This window comes from Micrococcus sp. KRD026 (assembly GCF_017168445.1).
Classification (GTDB): Bacteria; Actinomycetota; Actinomycetes; order Actinomycetales; family Micrococcaceae; genus Micrococcus; species Micrococcus luteus.
The window spans coordinates 54,240-75,970 of the sequence record NZ_JABFBA010000009.1 but is presented as its reverse complement, the minus strand read 5'-3'; the positions used below and the strand labels follow the sequence as shown (position 1 = coordinate 75,970).

Here is a 21,731-nt window from a genome sequence, read left to right as displayed (position 1 = left end):
CCCCAGGTGGACGCCGAGACCCCCGTGCGCGTGCGCTTCGCCCCCTCGCCCACCGGCACCCCCCACGTGGGGCTGATCCGCACCGTCCTGTTCAACTGGGGCTGGGCGCGGCACACCGGCGGCACCCTCGTGTTCCGCATCGAGGACACGGATGCCAAGCGCGATTCGGAGGAGTCCTACCAGCAGCTGCTCGAGGCGATGCGCTGGCTCGGGATCGACTGGGACGAGGGCGTCGAGGTCGGCGGTCCGCACGAGCCATACCGTCAGTCCCAGCGTGGGGAGATCTACGCGGACGTGATCGAGAAGCTCAAGGCCGGCGGATACATCTACCCGTCCTACTCGAGCCCCGAGGAGACCGAGGCCCGTCACCGGGCCGCCGGCCGCGACCCCAAGCTGGGCTACGACGGCCACGACCGTGACCTCACGGACGAGCAGATCGCCGCCTTCGAGGCCGAGGGCCGCGCGCCGGTCTGGCGGCTGCGCATGCCGGACGAGGACATCACCTTCACCGACCTGGTGCGCGGGGAGATCACCTTCAAGGCCGGCTCCGTGCCGGACTTCGTGGTGGTCCGCGCGGACGGCTCGCCGCTGTACACCCTCGTGAACCCGGTGGACGACGCGCTCATGGGCATCACCCACGTGCTGCGCGGCGAGGACCTGCTCTCGTCCACTCCGCGCCAGATCGCGCTCTACCGCGCCCTGCACGCGATCGGCGTCGCCCGGTACATGCCGGTGTTCGGCCACCTGCCCTACGTGATGGGCGAGGGCAACAAGAAGCTGTCCAAGCGCGATCCGCAGGCCAACCTGTTCCTGCACCGGGACAACGGCTTCATCCCGGAGGGCCTGCTGAACTACCTCGGCCTGCTGGGCTGGTCCCTCTCCGCGGACGAGGACATCTTCACCCCGCAGCAGTTCGTGGAGCACTTCGACGTGCACAAGGTGCTGGCCAACCCCGCCCGCTTCGACGAGAAGAAGGCGATCGCGATCAACGGCACGCACGTGCGCATGCTCGACGTGGCCGACTTCCGTGACCGTCTCGTGCCCTACCTGCACGCGGCCGGCCTCGTGGGCGAGCACCTGACGGAGCGGGAGATGGAGGTCCTCACCGCCGCGGCCCCGCTCGTGCAGGAGCGCGTGCAGCTGCTCGGTGAGGCCGTCGAGATGCTCACCTTCCTCTTCACGGCGGACCGGGACGTCCGGACCGCCGAAGGCGCCCTCAAGGGCATGCCGGCGGACCTGGGCGCCGCCGTCGCCGCGGCCCGGGAGGCGCTGGCCGCCCTGCCCGAGGACGAGTTCACCACCGAGCGCATCGAGGCGGCGCTGCGGGCCGCCCTCATCGACGGCCTGGGCCTCAAGCCGCGCCAGGCGTTCGGCCCGGTGCGCGTCGCGGTGACCGGCCGCAAGGTGTCCCCGCCGCTCTTCGAGTCGCTCGAGATCCTGGGCCGGGACTCCGCGCTCGCCCGTCTGGACCGCTTCGCCGCGGAACAGGGCCTGGACCAGGACCAGCCCGCCGACGCATGAGCCGGGGCGTGAGCACGACGCCGGCCGGCGGGTCCGCGGGCGCGCCCGCGCCGCCGGCCTGGGACGCCGTCCTCTTCGACCTGGACGACACGCTGCTGGATCTGCGCTCCGCCCAGCACGCCGCGTTCGACGCGACGGTGCGCCGGCAGTGGGCCGGGGCCGCCGACGTCGACCCGGCGGTGCTGGCTGAGGCCACCGACGCCTTCGCGTCCGACGCCGGCGGCCACTACGGGCGCTACGTGGCCGGGAAGCTGACGTTCGAGGAGCAGCGGCTGGCCCGCGTGGCCGACGCCCTGCGCGCGCTCGGCGTGCCCGAGGACGCGGCGACCCCGCTCGACGGCCTGTGGACCACCGACTACGAAGAGGTCGTGCGCGGGCACTGGGCGCTGTTCCCCGCGACCGTCGACGTCCTCGCCGAGGTGCGGGGAACAGGCCGTGGCGTGGGGATCGTCACGAACAACGTGGAGGCCTACCAGCGCGGCAAGGCCGACGCCCTCGGTCTGGAGTGGGTCGAGGTGCTGATCGGCTCGGACACGGCCGGGGCCCCGAAGCCGGACCCGGCCCCCTTCCTGGCCGGCTGCTCCCGCCTGGGCACGGACCCGGGACGCACCCTCATGGTGGGGGACAGCCTGCGTCACGACGTCGAGGGGGCCCGGTCGGCGGGGCTCGTTCCGGTGTGGATGAGCCCCGACGCCCCCGCCCACGGCGGGGCGGAGGAGCCGCTCTGGGACGAGGAGCACGCATGCTGGCGGATGCGGGCGATCGGCGGGCTGCGGACCTGGCTGGCGGCCTGACCCGCCGATTTTGCACACGTCGCCCGGAGGGTGTAGAGTTCTTACTCGTTGCCGGAGAGATCCGGGAACACCGAGCTCATGAATATGATGCACATCGGTCAGGCATGCTTGACCGACAGTGGGGTATGGTGTAATTGGCAACACAACGGTTTCTGGTACCGTCATTCTAGGTTCGAGTCCTGGTACCCCAGCGAGTCTTCGGACTCAATGAACGCGCACGGGCGGAGACGCTCGGACGTGGCGCACGGCCCCATCGTATAGCGGCCTAGTACGCCGCCCTCTCACGGCGGTAACGCGGGTTCAAATCCCGCTGGGGTCACGCAGTCGCCGCCCGGTCCTCGGACCGGAACGGCACGGGCGGATGAACGCATCCGCCGCCTGAACAGGAGACGCAGGCGCAGAAGAAGGTCTCCACGGCATCGCTTCCGCACACGCGGACAGCGCGCTCGGCCCCATCGTATAGCGGCCTAGTACGCCGCCCTCTCACGGCGGTAACGCGGGTTCAAATCCCGCTGGGGTCACCCGAGTGACAGGAGGCCCGGTCCCTGCGGACCGGGCTTCCGTCGTTTCCGTCCGCCGGGCCGGCGGGATGGGCGGCCGGTGCGCGCCCGTGAGACGATGGCCCACGTGCCACACACGGATCAGAACGCCCCAGACCTCGGCGTCGACACGGCCGTCCGTCGCGTGCGCGAGCACCTCGCCGCGCTCGAGCTGCCCTTCGAGACCGTCACCGCGGGGCAGGACCGCGCCGAGCGCGAGCGCACCCTGCACCAGATCGACGACTACGTGCTGCCCCGCCTCGACTCGCTCGACGCGCCGCTGCTGGCCGTCGTGGGCGGCTCCACCGGTGCGGGCAAGTCCACGCTGGTGAACGCGCTCGTCGGCCACGAGGTCTCCCGCTCCTCCGCCCTGCGGCCCACCACGCGCCAGCCGCTGCTGCTGCACAACCCCGCCGACGCCCACTGGTTCACGGGCCCGCGGGTGCTGCCCGACCTCGCCCGCGTCAGCGTGCACCGCGACGCGGCCGCCGGCCCCGTCGAACCCGACCAGTCCGCGATGGACACGGTCGCGCTCGTGGCCGAGCCCGCACTGCCCTCGGGCATCGCCCTCGTGGACGCCCCGGACATCGACTCCGTGGCGGACCAGAACCGCGCGCTGGCCCGGCAGCTCCTCGAGGCCGCCGACCTGTGGATCTTCACGACGACGGCGCACCGCTACGCCGACGCCGTGCCCTGGCAGCTGCTGGACGAGGCCGCCGCCCGCGACATCACCGTGGCCGTCGTGCTCGGCCGCGTGCCCGAGGGCGCGGCGGAGGACATCACCCCGGACCTGCGGCGCATGCTCACCGAGCGCGGCCTCGCCGACGCCCGGATCCACGTGATCCCCGAGACCCGCTTCGACGAGCGCGGTCTGCTCCCGCAGGAGCACGTCGCGGGCCTGCGCGCCTGGCTCGAGACCCTCGCCGCCGACGCCCAGGCGCGCGGCGCTGTCGCCCGCCGGACCGTGGACGGCGTGCTGGGCCAGCTGGCCGCCCGCGTCGCCGACCTGGCCCGCGCCGAGGAGGAGCAGCGGCATGCCGCGGACCTGCTCGCCCGGATCGTGGGGGACTCCACGGACCAGGCCGTCGGCCGGGTCCGTGAGGCCACCTCGGACGGCACGCTGCTGCGCGGCGAGGTGCTCTCCCGCTGGCAGGACTTCGTGGGCACGGGGGAGTTCTTCCGCGGCGTCGAGACCACGATCGGCCGGCTGCGGGACCGCCTCGGCGCCCTGGTGCGCGGGCGCCCGGCCCCGCCCGAAGAGGTCGAGACCGCGCTCGAGACCGGCCTGCACGCCGTGATGGTCGAGGCGGCTGCCGCGGCCGCCGAGCAGATCGAGCGGCGTTGGGCGTCCGAGCCGGCGGGCCGGGCCCTCGTGGCCGGGCGCGACCTGGGCGCCCTGGCGCCGGACACGTCGGCGCGGGCGGCCGACGTCGTGCGGGACTGGCAGTCGGACGTCTTGGCACTGGTCCAGGAGGAGGGCGCGGGCAAGCGCACGCGCGCCCGCCTGGCGGCCACCGGCGTGAACGGCGCGGCCGTGGCCCTCATGATCATCTCGTTCGCCTCCACCGGCGGACTCGCGGGCATCGAGGTCGGCATCGCCGGCGGCGCCGCCGTCGTCGGGCAGAAGCTGCTCGAGTCGATCTTCGGCGAGGACGCCGTGCGCCGCATGGCCCGGCGGGCCGATGAGCTGCTCGAGCACCGCGTGCGGGCCTTCCTCGAGACCGTGCTCGCGGACCGCTTCCTGCCGCTGCTCCACCTCGAGCGCGAGCCGCAGGCCACCGAGGAGCTGCGCGCCCTCGTGCCGGTGCTGCGCCGCGGGGTGGCCGCCGGCGTCGACGGCCCGACCGGGCCCGAGCACGTCCCGTCCGCCGCCGAGGCGGGGGAGGAGCCCCGATGAGCCGCCGCGACACCCCCGCCCTGGCCCCCCGCCTGGACGCCCTCGGTGAGGCCGCCGAGCTGGCCGCGGGCCGCCTGCCCGAGGACGTCGTGGCCGGGGCCGACGCCGTCGTGCGCGCGGCCGGGGAGCGCCAGGCACTCTCCGCGGAGCACACCGTGGTCGGGTTCTTCGGGGCGACGGGCTCCGGCAAGTCCTCCCTGTTCAACGCGCTCACCGGCCGCGACCTGGCCCGCGTGGCCGCCACCCGGCCCACCACGTCCGAGCCGCTCGCCGCGGTCTGGGGCGTGGGCCGGGGACAGGGGCTGGACCCGGACGCGGAGCACGGCGACGGCACCGGCGAGGGCGGCGGCGCGGCCGCCCTGCTCGACTGGCTCGGCGTGCGCCGCCGCCACCTGCTGGACGAGGCCCCCGTGCTCGACGACGGCCGCCCCGGCTTCCTCGGCTTCGGCCGCCGTGACGGCGCCGACGCCACCGGCCTGATCCTGCTGGACCTGCCGGACATCGACTCGGTCGAGCGGGGCAACCGCGAGATCACCTCCCGGCTGGCCGGCCACGTGGACGTGCTGGTGTGGGTCGTGGACCCGGAGAAGTACGCGGACGCCGTGCTGCACCGCGAGTTCCTGGCGACCATGGGCTCGCACGCGGCCGTGACCCTCGTGCTGCTCAACCAGGTGGACCGGCTCTCGGTGCGGGACCGGGACGTCGTGCTGGCCTCGCTGCGCCGGATGCTCTCCGGCCACGGCCTCGGCGACGTCCGGGTGCTGCCCGTGTCCGCGCGCACGGGGGAGGGCCTCGAGGAGGTCGGCCGGCAGGTCGCGGCGATCGTCGCCCAGCGCGGCGCGGCCGCCGAGCGCCTGGGCGCGGACGTCGCGGCCCGTGCCGCGGACCTCGCCGCCGCCTCGGGCGAGGGCGAGCCGGCCGGCGTCGGGCCCGGGGACGAGCAGCGGCTCGGGCGCGAGCTGGCCGTGGCCGGCGGCGTGCCGGCCGTCGTCCGGGCGGTGGAGGGCTCGTACCGGCTGCGCTCGGCCAAGCGCACCAGCTGGCCCGTGCTGCGCTGGATGCACTCCTTCCGCGCGGACCCCCTGCGGCGCCTGCACCTGATGCCCGAGAGCGCCGCCCCCCGCCGCGACCGGGACGAGGTCGCCCGCGACCCCGCGCTGCACCGCACCTCCCTGCCCGAGCGCTCGGGCACCCAGCGGGCCGTCGTCGACGGCGCGGTCCGCACGCTGGCCGCCGCGGCCGGCGCGGGAGCCTCCGAGCCGTGGGCCGCCGCCATCCGCCGCGCGGGCCGGGAGCACGCCGAGGAGCTCCCCGGCGCCGTGGACCAGGCGATCGCCGCCACCGACCTCGGGGCCGGTCGGGGCAGCTGGTGGCACCCCGTGCTGGACGTGCTGCAGTGGCTCGCCCTCCTCACCGCCGTCGTCGGCGCCGGCTGGCTGGGCGTCCTCGCCCTGGCGGGGTACCTGCAGTTCCCCCTGCCGCCCGCGCCCACGGTCGAGGGCTTCCCCCTCCCGACGCTGCTGCTCGTCGGCGGCCTCGCGCTCGGCGTGCTGCTGGCCCTGCTGGCGATCCCCCTGACCCGGTGGACCGCCGCGGCGCGGGGACGCCGCGCGCGCCGCCGCCTCGAGGAGGCGACCACCGACGTCGGCCGGCGGCTCGTCGTCGACCCGGTGCGCGCCGAGGTGGACCGCTTCCACGCCTTCCGCGACGCCCTCGCCCGGGCCTCCGGCGTCCCGGTCCGGCGGGGCCGCCGATGACGATGCGCGACCCCGCGGCTGCGGCGGGGGCGACCGTCGGCGACCTCACGGAGGCCGAGCTGCTCGAGGTCGTCCTGACCGGGCTCGCCCCCGCCGTCCGGGACGGCCACTGGCCCGCCGGCACCGTCGCCCCGGGCGACGACGCCGCCCTCGTGCCCGCGCCCCGCGGCGGGACGCTCATCTCCACGGACGCGATGGGGGAGGGCACGGACTTCCTGCACCGCTGGCCCGCCGGTCCCCGCACCCGCGGCCACGACGCCGGCTGGAAGGCCGTCGCCCAGAACCTCTCGGACGTCAACGCGATGGGCGGGACCGCCTCCGCGCTCGTCACCGCCCTCACCCTGCCGCCGACGACGCCGGTCGCCTGGGTGCGGTCGTTCGCCGCGGGCATCGTGGGCGCGGTGCGTCACCTCGGCGCGCCGGACTGCCGGGTGGCCGGGGGCGACCTGGGCACCGGCGGACGGGTCCACGCCGCAGTGACGGTGCTCGGGGACCCGCACCCCGGCGGCGTGCTGCGCCGCGCGCCGGCCGCGGCGGACCGGGACCGCGTGCTCGCCGAGGGCGCCGACCTCGTCCATGCCCAGGCGGTGCCGGACGGTCCCCGGGCCGCCGCGCCTTCGGGGCCGGGGTGGGCCGCCGCCGGGCTCACCCTGCTGCTCACCGACCGCGCGGAGCTGGAGCGATGGGCGGACGCCCTCCCCGCCGCCGACCGGCCGTCACCGCGGGAGCTCGCCCGCGCCGTCCGCGCCCAGCTGCGACCGCGCCCGCCGCTGACCCTCGGGCCCGCCGCGGTGACGGCCGGCCTGCTCACCCTCATGGACGTCTCCGACGGCCTGGGCAAGGACGCGCACCGCATGGCGGCCGCCACCGGCGGGGCCGGACCCGCGCCGGCACCGTGGCTGGACGAGGCCTGGCTGGCGGCGACCGCCGCACCCCTGCGCCGCGTGGCCGCCCTGGCCGGGACCAGTCCGGAGGCGCTCGTGACCGGCGGGGGCGAGGACTACGGCCTCCTGGGGCTGGCGTGGCCCGAGACCGAGCTGCCCCGGGGGTTCACGCGGATCGGCCGGCTCGTGCCGGACGGGGCCCGGCCGCCGACCGGGCACCGGCCCCTGTCCGAGTCCGGCTGGGACCCGTTCGCCGGCTGAGCGCCCGGGCCGGGGTCCGCGGGCGGGTCAGGCCGCGCGGAGGAGTCGCTCCGGGTCGAAGCGGTGGCCGAGGCCGATGACGTCCCACCCGTGCTCGCGCCACGCGGCGACGTCCAGGACGTTGCGCCCGTCGATCAGCAGGCGGGAGGCCACGCGTGCGCCCACGGTGTCCGGATCCATCTCGCGGAACTGGCGCCACTCGGTCAGCAGCAGGGTCAGCTCGGCGCCGTCCACGGCCGCCTCGAGCGAGTCCACGTAGTCGAGCCGCGGGAAGCGGGCGGCCGCGTTGGCATTGCCCTCGGGGTCGTACACCCGGACGTCGGCGCCGGCCGTGTAGAGACGGTTGGCGACGTCGAGGGCGGGGGAGTCCCGGACGTCGTCGGAGTCCGGCTTGAACGTGACGCCCAGCACGGCGATCCGCGTGCCGTTGAGCACCTGCACGCTCGCGGGGGTGGGGGCGGGCCCGGAGGCCTCGGCCCGGCGGATCCGGCCGTCGCGAGCCGCGGAGAGCACCTGCACCGCCAGGTCCACCACGCGGTCACGGCGGCGCAGGTTGATGTCGTCCACCTCCGCCAGAAACCGCATGGTCCGGTCCAGGCCCAGCTCGGAGACGCGCGCCTGGAGCGCGCGGATGTCCTTGGGCAGACAGCCGCCCCCGAACCCCACGCCCGCGTTGAGGAACCGGCGTCCGATCCGCGCGTCGTGGCCGATCGCGTCCGCAAGGGTGCCGATGTCCCCGCCCACGTTCTCGGTGATCTCCGAGAACGCGTTGATGAACGAGATCTTCGTGGCCAGGAAGGCGTTCGCGGCCACCTTCACCAGCTCGGCCGTCTCGAGGTCCGTGCTGATCCACGGGGTGTCGTCCGCGAGCTGCCGCGCGTAGACCCGGCGCAGGATGCCCGCGGCGCGGGGCCCGTGCGTGCCGATGACGAGGCGGTCCGGGGTGAGCGTGTCCCTCACGGCGAAGCCCTCCCGCAGGAACTCGGGGTTCCAGGCGAGCTCGACCTCGCCCGGCAGCCCGGCCTCGGCGCGCACGGTGCGCACGAGCTCGGCCAGGCGGCGCGCGGTGCCCACGGGCACGGTCGACTTGCCGACGATCAGCGCGTCGCGGTCGATCGCCGCAGCGAGGGAGGCGACGGCGGCGTCCACATAGCTCAGGTCCGCCGCGGTCTCGCCCACCTTCTGCGGGGTGCCGACGCCGATGAAGTGGACGTCCGCCCAGCGGGCCGCCTCCGCGACGTCCGTGGTGAAGCGCAGCCGCCCGGAGGCGACGTGGGTGCGCAGCAGCTCGGGCAGGCCGGGTTCGTGGAAGGGCACCTCGCCGCGGGCCAGGCGCTCGATCTTGGCCGGGTCCACGTCCACGCCGAGGACCTCGAAGCCCAGCTCGGCCATGCACGCGGCGTGCGTGGCGCCCAGATAGCCCGTGCCGATCACGGACAGCCGCGGCGCGGCCTCCTGCTCGGCGGGGGCGGCGGGCGCGGTCGTCTCGGTCACGGCGGACTCCTCGGTGGTGCGGGGGCGGCGGTCGGGGACCTGGCTGACGCTAGGCCCCGCGGGTGAACGCGGGAAGAACGGGGTGTCTCGGCGGCGCGTCCCGTCGGTGGCGCGGGCGGGCCTCAGGCCTCGCCGGCGCGGATGAGCTCGGTGAGCCGCGTCGCGGCGGAGACGACGGCGTCCGCGTGCAGTCGGCCCGGCTGGCGGGAGAGCCGCTCGAGGGGGCCGGAGATCGAGACCGCCGCGATGACGCGTCCGCTGGGGCCGCGCACCGGTGCGGACACCGAGGCGACCCCGGGCTCGCGCTCGGCCAGGGACTGGGCCCAGCCGCGCCGCCGCACCGCCGCGAGGACGGTGGGTGTGAACACGGCGCCGGCCAGTCCCTCGACGAGCCGCTCGTGGTCCTCCCAGGCCAGGAGCACCTGCGCGGCGGAGCCGGCCTTCATGGACATGCGGGCGCCCACGGGGATGGTGTCGCGCAGGCCCCAGGGCCGCTCCGCGCTGGCCACGCACACGCGGGAGTCCGCCTGCCGACGGAACACCTGGGCGCTCTCTCCCGTGGCGTCGCGCAGCCACAGCAGCACCGGGCCGGAGGCCGTGGTCAGCCGGTCCTCGCCGGCGGCGGAGGCGAGCTCGGCCAGGCGGGTGCCCAGCACGTAGCGGCCCTGCAGGTCCTTGCCCACCATGCGGTGGTGCGTGAGGGCGGCCGCGAGCCGGTGCAGCGTGGGCCGCGCGATCCCGGTGGCGGTGACGAGCTGGGCGAGCGTGGCCGGGCCGGACTCGAGCGCGTCGAGGATCGCCACCGACTTGTCCACCACGCCGACGCCGCTGGGATGCCGGTGGAGCGAGGGGCCGATGAGGTCGTCCTCGGTGGGCGGGCGCACGGGCTCGGTGGTCATGGGGTGATCGTAGTCGTCTCACTGCTCGGACGGACCGGGGCTGTCGGTGTGCGTCGCATGTGACCGCGCCGGCCGGCGCCAGGTCCGGCATGTGAGACGAAATCTCACGATATGGAATATTGCGCCGCGTGGTCGAGAACGGCCTCGCCGCGCCCCACAGTGGTCCGTGAGCACCGGCGCCCCGCGCCGGGCGACGACCGACAGGTGCGTGAGCAGGAAGGTGCGGCACATGACGACGGCGACGACGCGGCCCAGGACGCTGGCCGAGAAGGTCTGGGACGAGCACGTGGTGGTGCGTGGCGAGGGCGAGGGCGCCTCCCGCACCCCCGACCTGCTCTACATCGACCTGCACCTCGTGCACGAGGTGACGAGCCCGCAGGCCTTCGAGGGGCTGCGTCTGGCCGGGCGTCCGGTGCGTCGGCCCGACCTGACCATCGCCACGGAGGACCACAACACCCCGACGCTGGACATCGACCAGCCGATCGCGGATCCCACCTCGCGCACCCAGATCGAGACCCTGCGGGCCAACTGCGCCGAGTTCGGTGTGCGCCTGCACCCGTTGGGCGACGCCGAGCAGGGCATCGTCCACGTCGTCGGCCCCCAGCTGGGCCTGACCCAGCCCGGCCTCACCGTGGTCTGCGGCGACTCCCACACCTCCACCCACGGTGCGTTCGGCGCCCTGGCGTTCGGCATCGGCACCTCCGAGGTCGAGCACGTCCTGGCCACCCAGACCCTGCCGCTGAAGCCCTTCAAGACCATGGCGGTCACCGTGGACGGCACGCTGCGCCCGGGTGTGACGGCCAAGGACATCATCCTCGCGGTCATCGCGAAGATCGGCACGGGCGGGGGCCAGGGCTTCGTGCTCGAGTACCGCGGTGAGGCCATCCGGAACCTCTCCATGGAGGGCCGGATGACCATCTGCAACATGTCCATCGAGGCCGGCGCCCGCGCCGGCATGGTCGCCCCGGACGAGACCACCTTCGCCTACCTGAAGGGGCGGCCCCATGCCCCCGAGGGCGCCGACTGGGACGCCGCCGTCGAGCACTGGCGCACCCTCGCCACGGATGAGGGCGCGGAGTTCGACGCCGAGGTGGTCATCGACGCGGACACGCTGGAGCCGTTCGTCACGTGGGGCACCAACCCGGGTCAGGGCGTGAGCCTGAACGACACCGTCCCCGCGCCCGAGGACTTCGCCGACCCGGTGGCCCAGGAGGCCGCCCGCAAGGCGCTGTCCTACATGGACCTGGCCCCCGGCACCCCGATGAAGCAGGTCGAGGTCGACACCGTGTTCATGGGCTCGTGCACCAACTCCCGCATCGAGGACCTGCGGGCGTTCGCCGAGGTCGTCCGGGGCCGGCGCAAGGCCGAGGGGCTGCGCGTCATGGTCGTGCCGGGCTCGGCGCGCGTGCGTCTGCAGGCGATGGACGAGGGCCTGGACAGGGTGTTCGAGGACTTCGGGGCCGAGTGGCGGTTCGCCGGCTGCTCCATGTGCCTGGGCATGAACCCGGACCAGCTCTCCCCGGGGGAGCGCTGTGCGTCCACCTCCAACCGCAACTTCGAGGGCCGGCAGGGCAAGGGCGGGCGCACCCACCTGGTGTCCCCGGTGGTCGCCGCGGCCACCGCCGTGCTGGGCCGCCTCGCCAGCCCGTCCGACCTGCCCGCCCTCACCCCCCAGGAGGCCTGAGCCATGGAGAAGTTCACCACCCACACCGGCGTCGGCGTGCCGCTGCGCGCCTCGAACGTGGACACGGACCAGATCATCCCGGCCGTGTACCTCAAGCGGATCTCCCGCACGGGCTTCGAGGACGCCCTGTTCGCCGGCTGGCGCCAGGACCCCGACTTCATCCTGAACACCGAGCCGTTCAGCGGGGGCACCGTGCTCGTGGCGGGCTCGGACTTCGGCACCGGCTCCTCGCGCGAACACGCCGTGTGGGCGCTCAAGGACTACGGCTTCCGCGCCGTGATCTCCCCGCGCTTCGCGGACATCTTCCGCGGCAACTCCGCCAAACAGGGGCTCGTCGCGGCCCAGGTGGAGCAGGAGGACGTCGAGCGCATCTGGAAGGAGCTGGAGAACCGTCCCGGGACCCCGGTCACCGTGGACCTCGTCACACGCACCGTCGAGTGCGGGGATGTGACCGCCCCCTTCCAGATCGACGACGACACCCGTCACCGGCTGCTCGAGGGCCTGGACGACATCGCCGTCACCCTGGGGCACCAGGCCGAGATCGACGCCTACGAGGCGGACCGCCCCGCGTACAAGCCCACCACCCTGCCGGCCCGCACGGCCGGCTGACCGGCCGCCGCCGGGAGCGCACCATTGCCGCGCGTGCCCGGCGACGCCCTATGCTGGGAGGCGATTCCGGGACCGCCCGCCGCACACGGCGGGCGGTCCCGTTCAGAGACCTCCCCGCTCCGGCGGAGTGGCCGAGACCGTGGCCCTGCGGCCGCGCTGAGGAAGGACGCGCATGGCGAAGCTCTTGACCATCCATGGCGGCAAGCCGCTGACCGGTGAGGTGACCGTGCGCGGCGCCAAGAACCTGGTGCCCAAGGCCATGGTGGCCGCCCTGCTCGGCAACTCGCCGTCCGTGCTCCGGAACATCCCCGAGATCAAGGACGTGGACGTCGTCAGCTCCCTCCTCGAGATCCACGGCGTGTCCGTGGAGTGGGACAAGGAGACCGGGCGGATCACGATGGACCCGGCCGGGGTGAAGTCGGCCCTGACCGCCGAGATCGACGCCCACGCCGGCGACTCGCGCATCCCGATCCTCTTCTGCGGCCCGCTCATGCACGCGATCGGGGAGGCCTTCATCCCCGACCTCGGCGGCTGCAAGATCGGCGACCGCCCGATCGACTACCACCTGGCCGTGCTGCGCAACTTCGGCGCCGTCGTGGACAAGCGCCCGGGCGGCATCTCCATCTCCGCCCCCAAGGGCCTGCACGGCGCCAAGCTCGAGCTGCCGTACCCCTCCGTCGGAGCCACCGAGCAGGTGCTGCTGACCGCTGTGAAGGCCGAGGGCATCACCGAGCTCAAGGGCGCCGCCGTCGAGCCGGAGATCCACGACCTCATCGCCGTCCTGCAGAAGATGGGCGCCATCATCACCGTGCAGACGGACCGCACCATCCGCATCGAGGGCGTGAGCGAGATGCGCGGCTACAACCACATCGCGCTGCCCGACCGCAACGAGTCCGCCTCGTGGGCCTCCGCCGCCCTGGCCACCCGCGGGGACATCTACGTCCGCGGCGCCGAGCAGCGCGACCTGACGGCGTTCCTGAACACCTACCGCAAGATCGGCGGCGAGTTCGACGTCGTCGACGACGGCATCCGGTTCTGGCACGCCGGCGGCGATCTCAACCCGCTCGTGCTCGAGACGGATGTGCACCCCGGCTTCATGACCGACTGGCAGCAGCCCCTCGTGGTGGCGCTGACCCAGGCCAAGGGGGTCTCCATCGTGCACGAGACCGTGTACGAGAACCGCTTCGGCTTCACCGACGCCCTCGTGCGGATGGGCGCCTCCATCCAGCTGCACCGCGAGTGCCTCGGCTCCGTGCCGTGCCGCTTCGGTCAGCGCAACTTCCTGCACTCGGCCGTGATCTCCGGCCCGACGCCGCTGCACGGCGTCGAGTTCGACATCCCGGACCTGCGCGGCGGCTTCTCCCACCTGATCGCCGCCCTCACCGCCGAGGGCACCTCCACGGCGACGGGCCTGGAGATCATCAACCGCGGCTACGAGCACTTCATGGCGAAGCTCGAGGGCCTCGGCGCCGACGTCGAGCTGACCGAACGCGACCGGTGAGCGGCGTGGACGCGCAGAGCCCTGGCGCCGCGGGGGGTCGTCCGACGCGTGCCGCGCGGGCCCCCTACGTGATCCCGGGCGTGATCGTGCGACCGGCGATGCGGGCCCTCGTCCGCCAGGTGTGGGAGGGGACCGAGCACCTGCCCGAGACCGGGGCGATCCTCGCCGTCAACCACATCTCGGAGGTGGACCCGCTCTCCGTGGCCCACATGGTCTACAACCAGGGCCTGCTGCCGACCTTCCTCGCCAAGGCCGAGCTCTGGAAGGTGCCCGTGCTCAAGCAGGTCCTCGAGGCCACCCGCATGATCCCGGTCGAGCGCACCCGCGACGGCGGCCGCTCGCTCGCCGCCGCCCGCGAGGCCGTCGCCACGGGCCGGGCGATCATCGTCTACCCGGAGGGCACCGTCACCCGCGATCCCGACGGCTGGCCCATGGCCGGGCGCAACGGGGCCGTGCGCCTCGCCCTGCAGACCGGCGCCCCGCTCATCCCCGTCGGCCAGTGGGGCATCCAGGAGCTGCTGCCGTACGGCGGCCGCTCCCTCCGCGTCCTCCCGCGCAAGACCGCCCGGATCCGGGTCGGCGCGCCCGTCGACCTCGCGGACCTGCGGGACCGCCCCGTGACGGCGGCGACCCTGCGCGAGGGCACCGGCCGCATGATGGCCGCGATCACCGACCTGGTCGCCGAGCTGCGCGGAGAACCGGCCCCGGAGGGCCGCTGGGATCCCACGACCGGAGCGCGGGTGACCGGGGCATGAGCGATCCGCGCACCGTCGCCGTCCTCGGGGCCGGCAGCTGGGGGTCGGCCTTCGCCCGCGTCCTGGGCCTGAGCACCAGCCCCGAGCCCGCCCGCGCGTCCGAGATCGTGATGTGGTCCCGGCGGGCCGAGGTCGCCGAGGCCATCACCGAGCGACACGAGAACCCCGAGTACCTGCCCGGCATCACCCTGCCCACCTGCGTGCGCGCCGTCACCGACGCCGCCGAGGCGGTCCGGGGCGCCGGCGTCGTAGTGGTGGCCGTGCCCGCGCAGCACGTGCGCGAGACGCTGCGCACCGTGCGCGCCGACCTGGCCCCGGACGCCGTCGTGGTCTCCCTCGTCAAGGGCCTCGAGCGCGGCACCGACGCGCGGATGTCGCAGGTCTGCGCGGAGGAGCTGGGCCTCAGCCCGGACCGGTTCGCGGTGGTCTCCGGACCCAACCTCGCCCTCGAGATCGCGCGCGGCGAGCCCACCGCCACGGTGGTCGCCTCGGCCTCGCGCGCGACGGCGGAGCGCATCGCCGCCCTCACAGCCGGCCGGACCTTCCGGCCCTACACGAACACGGACGTCGTGGGCGTGGAGATCGGCGGCGTGGTGAAGAACGTCATCGCGCTCGCCGTGGGCATCTGCGACGGGCAGGGGCTGGGGGACAACTCCAAGGCCTCCGTCATCACCCGGGGCCTGGCCGAGACCACCCGGCTGGCCGTCGCGCTCGGCGGCGACCCGGCCACCATGGCCGGGCTCGCCGGCCTGGGCGACCTCGTGGCCACGTGCGCCTCGCCCCTCTCCCGCAACCGCACGGCCGGCCGCCACATCGGCACCGGCCTCAGCGCGGAGGAGGCGGTGGCCGCCATGAGCCAGACGGCCGAGGGCATCAAGTCCGTCTCCGCCATCGTGCACGCCGCCCGCGCCCACGGTGTGGAGATGCCCATCAGCGAGCTGATGGACCGGGTGGTCGTCGGGGACGTGGCCGTGGACCGCCTCGCCGAGCTGCTGCTCGCCCGTGACCTGAAGTCGGAAGGACGCACCGCATGACCGCCACCCCCGCCCCGGAGGCCGCCGCCGACGCGCGTCCCCGCGTGCTCCTGCTCTTCGGCGGCCGCTCGAGCGAGCACCCCATCAGCTGCGTGACCGCGGCGGGCGTGCTGCACGCGGCCGACCGTCAGCGCTGGGACGTCGTGCCGGTGGGTGTGGCCCGCTCCGGCCTGTGGTCGCACGACGAGCTGGACGTGGCCTCGTTCCGCCTGGACGGCGACGTCCTGCCGGAGGTGCCGGAGCCCGAGGCCCCGGTGAGCCTGCGCGCCCTGCCGGACGGCACCGTCGAGCTGACCGCGGCCGACGGCTCCTCGCTGGGCCCCGTGGACGTCGTGTTCCCGCTGCTGCACGGCCCCTGGGGTGAGGACGGCACCCTCCAGGGCATGTTCGAGTCGCTGGGTCTGCCCTACGTGGGCTGCGGTGTGCTCGCCTCTGCGGTCGGCATGGACAAGCACTTCATGAAGGTCGCCTTCCAGGCCGCCGGTCTCGAGGTCGGCCCGTGGGAGACCATCACCGCCCGCGACTGGGCGCGCGATCCGGAGGCGGCTCTCGCCCGCGCTGGGGCGCTCGCCTACCCGCTGTTCGTCAAGCCCGCCCGCGCCGGCTCGTCCTTCGGCATCACCCGCGTCACCGAGCCCGCGGGCCTGCGCGCCGCCGTCGAGGAGGCCCGTCGCTTCGACCCCAAGGTCGTGGTGGAGGCGGGCATCGTCGGCCGCGAGATCGAGTGCGCCGTCCTCGACGGGCACGGCTCCGCCGCCCCGCGCGCCTCGCTGCCGGGGGAGATCGTCGTGGCCCACGACGAGGGTGAGACGCAGTTCTACGACTTCGAGTCGAAGTACCAGGACACCGGCACCACCCAGCTGTCCTGCCCGGCCGAGCTGCCGGAGGAGGAGATCGAGCGGCTGCGCGCCCTGGCGATCCGCGCCTTCGAGGCCGTGGACGGATCTGGCCTGGGCCGCTGCGACTTCTTCTTCACCCCGGACGGGCGCTGGGTGGTCAACGAGATCAACACCATGCCGGGCTTCACGCCCATCAGCATGTACCCGGCCATGTGGGAGCGGACGGGCCTGTCCTACGACGATCTGATCTCGGAGCTGCTGGACCTCGCCCTCGAGCGGGGCGTCGGCCTGCACTGACGCGGCCCGCGGCCGGCCCGGGCCACGGCGGTCGTGCCGGCCGGCCCGCGCCGGTCTCAGCCGACGGGTGTGGCGTCCTGCACGCCGACGCAGCCGCCGCTGGGCTCGATCTGCGCGACCGCCGAGGACAGGCCCACCATCACGGTGTCCGAGCTGGCCTGGTCCTTGCCGAACAGCACCTCCACGGCCGGGTCACGGCCGTAGGTGGTGATCCGCCAGTTCTCGTCCTCGTCCCGGATGACCCAGTCGATCCCGTCCACGGAGATGCAGCGGTCCGTGGTGGGGCCGGGGACCTCGGCGCCGCAGCGCAGGACGACGGCGGCCGGGTCACCCCACACGGCCGTCGCCTGGCTGTCGGTGGGGCGCAGGTCGAGGTCGCCCAGGGCGTCGGGCATGGCCACCATGGCCGGGGCACACGCCGGGTCAGCGGCGTGGGGCGCGGCCTCCACCGTGGCCACCCGTCCGGTGCAGGCCGTGGCGCCGAGGGCGATCGCGGTCAGGAGGGGCACGAGACGACGCAGACGGCGGGATTCCATCCGCCCAGGATACGTGCGGCGCCGGGACCCGCGGGGGCCCGTGCCCTAGCATGGGCGGGACCGTTCCCGTCCCCGCCTCAGGAGCCCACGTGAGCAGCACCGCGGACCCCCGCCCCCGCCCCCCGCAGGAGGACGTCGCCGTCGGGCGGCGCCGTCGTCGTCGCCGCCCGTGGCTGATCGCCCTGGCGGTGGTGCTCGTGGCGCTGCTGGCCGTGGGCATCGCGGCGGCGGTGTACGTCGGCGGGATCGCCCGGATCATCGACCAGGACACCCAGCGCTTCGACGGCGGCGCGTTCCCCGCCGAGTCGGGCCGCCCGGGCGCCGCGGGGGCGTCCGCCCAGCAGCCCACCGCGCCGCCGCCCGGCATGGACGCGGACCAGGCCGCCGAAGGCGCCCAGGGCCCCGTCGCCCCGGACGCGGACGAGAAGGCGGACGAGCAGGCCCTCGACGTGCTGCTCGTCGGCGAGGACGCGGGCGCGGAGGGCCGTGACTCCGCCGGCCGGTCGGACACCCTCATGTGGGTCCACGTGCCCGGGGACCGCAGCGAGATCCAGGTCATGTCCATCATGCGCGACATGTGGGTGCCGATCCCGGGACACGGGGACCACAAGGTCAACGCCGCCTACCAGTACGGCGGCATCCCGCTGACGGTGGCCACCGCGGAGAACATGTTCCAGGCACGCGTGGACCACGTGATCGCCGTGGACCTCGCCGGCTTCAAGGGCCTCGTGGACGCCCTGGGCGGCGTCAGCGTGGACAACCCCAGCGCCTTCGTCTCGACCGGCGGCATCGACTTCCCCGCGGGCACCGTGCAGATGGACGGGGACAAGGCCCTGGCCTACGCGCGGGAGCGGTACAACCTGCCGCGCAGCGACTTCGACCGCGTGGAGAACCAGCAGCGCCTGGTCAAGGCCATCGTGGCCGCGTTCCTCTCCCGCGACACCCTCTCGGACCCGAGCCGCGTGCAGGCCGCCGTCGAGGAGTTCGCCCCCTTCCTGACCCTCGACGACGAGCTCGACTCGAGCACCCTCGCGAACCTGGCGTGGTCCCTGCGCGATGCGCGCGACGCCCCGATCGTGACCAGCACGGTGCCGTCCGTGGGCGTGGGCTACACGGACACCGGCGAGGACGTCGTGTGGCCGGACTGGGCGGCGATCGCCCGCCTCGGCGAGGGCATCCGCACCGGCACCCTGGGGGAGGCCGTCGCGCAGTGAGCACGCCGTCCCGGCCGTCACTGGTACGGCACTGGCTCGCGCTCGCGGAGGAGCTCGTGGGCCGGGCCGCGCCGCGACTCGACGCCCTGAACCTCTTCCCGGTCCCGGACGCGGACACGGGCACGAACATGCTCGCCACGCTGACGGCGGTCCGCACCGCGGCCGACGCCTGCCCCGCACAGGACGACGTCGGCGCCGTGCTCGCGCACGCAGGCGCGGCCGCGCTGGACTCGGCCCGGGGCAACTCGGGCATGCTGCTCGCGGTCAGTCTGGCGGGGATGGCCGAGCCCCTGCGCGGCCGGGAGCGTGTCGACGCGTTCGCCCTGGCGGCGGCGTTCGGAGCCGCCGACCGGGCCGCCCGGCAGGCCCTGTCGGATCCGCGCGAGGGGACGATCCTCACGGTGCTCTCCGCGGCCGCCCGCAGCCTCGCGCGCTCGTCCACCCAGGCTCCCGACACGCCCGCGGTGGCCGGGGACGCGGACCCGGCCGTGCGCCTCGGCCCGGCCGTGACCGTCATGCTGGCCGACTGCGTGCAGGCCGTGGAGGAGACCGAGTCGTTGCTCGCTCCGCTGACCCGGGCGCACGTCGTGGACGCCGGCGCCGTCGGGCTGCTCTGGGTGTTCGAGGCGCTGCGCTCCGTCGTCACGGGCACGCCCGTGGACGAGGAGCTGGCCACCGCCCTCCCCGGCTACGGCGAGGGCGCCCACGCCGCGGAGGGCGAGCCCGCCGCCGCGGCGGAGGCGCCGGCCGAGGGGGCCGTCGAGGTGATGGGCACCCTGGCCCTCACCCCGCTCGCCGCGGCCGAGCTGCGCCGTCGGCTGACGGAGGTGGGGGACGCCGTGATCCTGGCCCCCGTCGGGACCGCCCGTGACGCGCACGGCCGGGTGCCGTGGCGGGTCCACGTGCACGTGCCCCGCGCCGAGGACGCGATCGGCCCCCTGCGGGCCGCCGGCGACGTCGAGGGCCTGGCCGTCACCGACCTGGCCGGGCCGTCGCAGGCAGACGCCGCACCGGACGGGTGCCATGGCCGCTGAGGCCCCCGTCACCGAGCTGCCCCTGTCCGAGGTGCTGGGCGGGAAGCTGCCCGCCCGCCTCGAGAAGGAGCTCGGGCTGACCACGGTCGGGGACCTGCTGGACCACGTGCCGCGCCGCTGGATCGAGCGCGGCGAGCTCACCCCCATCGCCGCGCTGCCGCACGACGCCGAGGTGACCGTCGTCGCCGTCGTGGAGTCGGTGACCACGCGGCGCATGCACAGCCGGCCCGGGTTCATCGTGGACGTCACCGTCGCGGACCCGTCCGTGGCCGGCGTGCCGGGGGCGAGCCTGTCCATGGCCTTCTTCAACGGCCACGACGCCCGCCGCCGCCTCGCCCCCGGGATGACCGCCATGTTCCAGGGCCGCACGACCGAGTACCGCGGCCGGATCACGCTGAACAACCCGGACTTCGCCCTCCTGGACGACGACGTCGCCCCGGGGGAGGTGGACGTGCGACCGGTTCCGCTCTACCGGGCCACGGGGAAGCTGCCGTCGTGGACGGTCCGCTCCGCCGTCGCCCGGGTGCTCGAGACCGTCGACCTGGGACGGATCCCCGAGCTGCTCACCGAGCGGATCCGCGCGGAGGCCGCCGCGGCGCTCGACCTGGACGCGCCGCTGCCGGGCACCGCGCAGGCGTACCGGGACCTGCACGCCCCGCACGACGTCGCCGCCACCGGCCCGGCGCGGACCGCGCTCGCCCTGCGTGAGGCGCTGCTCGTCCAGGCTGCGCTCGCCTGGCGCCGGGACCGGGAGCGGGCGGTGCCCGCCGTGCCCCGCCCGCCGCGGGCCGGGGGCCTGCTCGAGGCCCTGGACGCCCGCCTGCCGTTCGCGCTGACGCCCGGCCAGGTGGCGGTGGGGGAGCAGCTGTCCGCCGAGCTGGCCCGGGACGCCCCGATGAGCCGGCTGCTGCAGGGGGACGTGGGCGCGGGCAAGACGCTCGTGGCCCTGCGGGCGATGCTGCAGGTCGTGGACGCCGGCGGCCAGGCCGCCCTGGTGGCACCCACCGAGGTGCTCGCCGCGCAGCACCACCGTGCCCTGCTGCGCCTGATGGGCCCCCTCGCCGAGGCCGGCACCCTCGGGGCCGGCGACGGCCCGGCCACAAGGGTCGCGCTGGTCACCGGCTCGCTCAAGACCGCCGCGCGCCGCGAGGCGCTGCTGGCCCTGGCCTCCGGCGAGGCCGGGATCGCCGTCGGGACGCACGCGCTGCTCTCCGAGAAGGTGGGCTTCGCCGAGCTGGCCCTGGCCGTCGTCGACGAGCAGCACCGCTTCGGCGTAGACCAGCGCGAGGCCCTGCGGCGGGCCAACCCCGGCACGCACCTGCTCGTCATGTCCGCCACGCCCATCCCGCGCTCCGTGGCGATGACGGTGTTCGGGGACCTGGACCTGTCGGTGCTCGAGGGGCTGCCGTCCGGGCGTCAGCCGGTCACCACGCACGTGGCGCGGATGGCCCATGGCCCGCGCGTGATCGGCCGGGTGTGGGAGCTGATCGCCGAGCACGTGGCGGCCGGCCACCAGGCGTTCGTGGTGTGCCCGCGCATCGACCCCGACGACGCCGACCCGGGTCACGCCAACGTGGAGGAGATGACACCCCGGCTGCGGAGTCTGCCGGCGCTGGCGGGGCTGCGGATCGACGCCGTGCACGGGCGCATGGACCAGGCCGAGCAGGACGCGGCGATGCAGGCCTTCGCTCGCGGGGAGACGGACGTGCTCGTGGCGACCACCGTCGTCGAGGTGGGCGTGGACGTGCCCAACGCGACGGTCATGGCGGTCCTCGACGCCGACGACTTCGGCCTGTCCACCCTGCACCAGCTGCGCGGCCGCGTGGGCCGCGGGCCCGGGGCGGCGGTCTGCCTGCTGGCCACGCGCCTGCCGGACGGGCACCCGTCGCTGCGCCGGCTCGAGGTCCTGGCCCAGGAGCAGGACGGCATGCGCATTGCGCAGGAGGACCTCGCCCAGCGCGGCGTCGGCGACGTGCTCGGCGCCGCCCAGTCCGGGCTGGCCTCGGGGCTGCACCACGTGGACGTCATCGCCGACGCCCCGCTGATCGCCGTGGCCGCCGACGCCGTCGCGCAGGTCATGGCGGCCGGCCCGGGGCTCTCCGCCCACCCGGCGCTCGCCGCCGAGGTGGCCCGCTGGGAGGCCGAGCACCTCACCGCCGCCGACTACCTCGAGAAGGGCTGA

General features: G+C 75.0%; 17 protein-coding genes and 3 tRNA genes. 17 read left to right on the top strand and 3 right to left on the bottom strand.

Annotation, left to right across the window (positions count from 1 at the left end):
- The first annotated feature begins 6 nt into the window (after positions 1–6).
- From gltX to J1M40_RS03410, 8 genes are all read left to right on the top strand, one after another.
- Positions 7–1,521, top strand: coding sequence for a glutamate--tRNA ligase (gene gltX / locus J1M40_RS03445; protein WP_206450492.1), 1,515 nt, complete (start codon positions 7–9; stop codon positions 1,519–1,521).
- Between the two features lie 8 nt (positions 1,522–1,529).
- A complete protein-coding gene (locus J1M40_RS03440) occupies positions 1,530–2,315 on the top strand; it encodes an HAD family hydrolase (RefSeq protein ID WP_206450480.1) in 786 nt (261 codons plus the stop codon).
- A 119-nt stretch (positions 2,316–2,434) separates the two neighbouring features.
- Positions 2,435–2,506: transfer RNA gene (locus J1M40_RS03435), tRNA-Gln, on the top strand.
- Between the two features lie 55 nt (positions 2,507–2,561).
- Positions 2,562–2,634 (top strand) — tRNA-Glu (locus J1M40_RS03430).
- 129 nt (positions 2,635–2,763) lie between these two features.
- Positions 2,764–2,836 (top strand) — tRNA-Glu (locus J1M40_RS03425).
- Between the two features lie 106 nt (positions 2,837–2,942).
- Positions 2,943–4,751 carry a dynamin family protein gene (locus J1M40_RS03420; RefSeq protein WP_134416627.1) on the top strand — a complete coding sequence of 603 codons (1,809 nt, stop codon included), beginning with the start codon at positions 2,943–2,945 and terminating at the stop codon, positions 4,749–4,751.
- Complete coding sequence (locus J1M40_RS03415) at positions 4,748–6,508, top strand: GTPase (protein ID WP_036312928.1); 1,761 nt, start codon at positions 4,748–4,750, stop codon at positions 6,506–6,508. The genes J1M40_RS03420 and J1M40_RS03415 overlap by 4 nt, the downstream gene beginning before the upstream one ends.
- Positions 6,505–7,653: a thiamine-monophosphate kinase gene (locus J1M40_RS03410; RefSeq protein WP_119217392.1), complete on the top strand. Its 1,149-nt coding sequence runs from the start codon at positions 6,505–6,507 to the stop codon at positions 7,651–7,653. Before J1M40_RS03415 ends, J1M40_RS03410 begins: the two co-directional genes overlap by 4 nt.
- Positions 7,654–7,680: 27 nt before the next feature.
- Here J1M40_RS03410 and J1M40_RS03405 read toward each other — a convergent pair whose 3' ends face one another.
- Both J1M40_RS03405 and J1M40_RS03400 read right to left on the bottom strand, forming a co-directional pair.
- Positions 7,681–9,147, bottom strand: coding sequence for a UDP-glucose/GDP-mannose dehydrogenase family protein (locus tag J1M40_RS03405; RefSeq protein WP_036312925.1), 1,467 nt, complete (start codon positions 9,145–9,147; stop codon positions 7,681–7,683).
- 122 nt (positions 9,148–9,269) lie between these two features.
- Positions 9,270–10,046, bottom strand: coding sequence for an IclR family transcriptional regulator (locus J1M40_RS03400; protein WP_002856418.1), 777 nt, complete (start codon positions 10,044–10,046; stop codon positions 9,270–9,272).
- Between the two features lie 229 nt (positions 10,047–10,275).
- On the opposite strand from J1M40_RS03400, the gene leuC reads away from it, so the two are divergent.
- The 6 genes from leuC to J1M40_RS03370 all read left to right on the top strand — a co-directional run bounded on the left by leuC (position 10,276) and on the right by J1M40_RS03370 (position 16,765).
- Positions 10,276–11,730 (top strand): 3-isopropylmalate dehydratase large subunit, encoded by a 1,455-nt coding sequence (gene leuC, locus J1M40_RS03395; RefSeq protein ID WP_060973445.1) that lies wholly within the window; start codon positions 10,276–10,278, stop codon positions 11,728–11,730.
- A 3-nt stretch (positions 11,731–11,733) separates the two neighbouring features.
- On the top strand, positions 11,734–12,339 hold the full coding sequence (leuD, locus tag J1M40_RS03390; protein WP_036338085.1) for a 3-isopropylmalate dehydratase small subunit: 606 nt from the start codon (positions 11,734–11,736) through the stop codon (positions 12,337–12,339).
- A gap of 172 nt (positions 12,340–12,511) precedes the next feature.
- Complete coding sequence (gene murA / locus J1M40_RS03385; RefSeq protein ID WP_002856412.1) at positions 12,512–13,840, top strand: UDP-N-acetylglucosamine 1-carboxyvinyltransferase; 1,329 nt, start codon at positions 12,512–12,514, stop codon at positions 13,838–13,840.
- 80 nt (positions 13,841–13,920) lie between these two features.
- Positions 13,921–14,595 (top strand): 1-acyl-sn-glycerol-3-phosphate acyltransferase, encoded by a 675-nt coding sequence (locus J1M40_RS03380; protein WP_036334718.1) that lies wholly within the window; start codon positions 13,921–13,923, stop codon positions 14,593–14,595.
- A complete protein-coding gene (locus J1M40_RS03375) occupies positions 14,592–15,629 on the top strand; it encodes an NAD(P)H-dependent glycerol-3-phosphate dehydrogenase (RefSeq protein ID WP_036338089.1) in 1,038 nt (345 codons plus the stop codon). The genes J1M40_RS03380 and J1M40_RS03375 overlap by 4 nt, the downstream gene beginning before the upstream one ends.
- Complete coding sequence (locus J1M40_RS03370; protein ID WP_036338091.1) at positions 15,626–16,765, top strand: D-alanine--D-alanine ligase family protein; 1,140 nt, start codon at positions 15,626–15,628, stop codon at positions 16,763–16,765. The genes J1M40_RS03375 and J1M40_RS03370 overlap by 4 nt, the downstream gene beginning before the upstream one ends.
- A 56-nt stretch (positions 16,766–16,821) precedes the next feature.
- Here J1M40_RS03370 and J1M40_RS03365 read toward each other — a convergent pair whose 3' ends face one another.
- Positions 16,822–17,301: a DUF3515 family protein gene (locus J1M40_RS03365; RefSeq protein ID WP_069941790.1), complete on the bottom strand. Its 480-nt coding sequence runs from the start codon at positions 17,299–17,301 to the stop codon at positions 16,822–16,824.
- Positions 17,302–17,390: 89 nt separating this feature from the next.
- Here J1M40_RS03365 and J1M40_RS12615 point away from each other — a divergent pair, with 89 nt between their 5' ends.
- The 3 genes from J1M40_RS12615 to J1M40_RS03350 are packed head-to-tail and all read left to right on the top strand — an operon-like array spanning position 17,391 to position 21,731.
- The gene (locus J1M40_RS12615; RefSeq protein ID WP_095347298.1) at positions 17,391–18,515 is read left to right on the top strand and encodes an LCP family protein; all 1,125 of its coding nucleotides are present in this window, start codon (positions 17,391–17,393) and stop codon (positions 18,513–18,515) included.
- Complete coding sequence (locus tag J1M40_RS03355; protein ID WP_206450479.1) at positions 18,512–19,549, top strand: DAK2 domain-containing protein; 1,038 nt, start codon at positions 18,512–18,514, stop codon at positions 19,547–19,549. Before J1M40_RS12615 ends, J1M40_RS03355 begins: the two co-directional genes overlap by 4 nt.
- A complete protein-coding gene (locus tag J1M40_RS03350) occupies positions 19,539–21,731 on the top strand; it encodes an ATP-dependent DNA helicase RecG (protein WP_206450478.1) in 2,193 nt (730 codons plus the stop codon). The genes J1M40_RS03355 and J1M40_RS03350 overlap by 11 nt, the downstream gene beginning before the upstream one ends.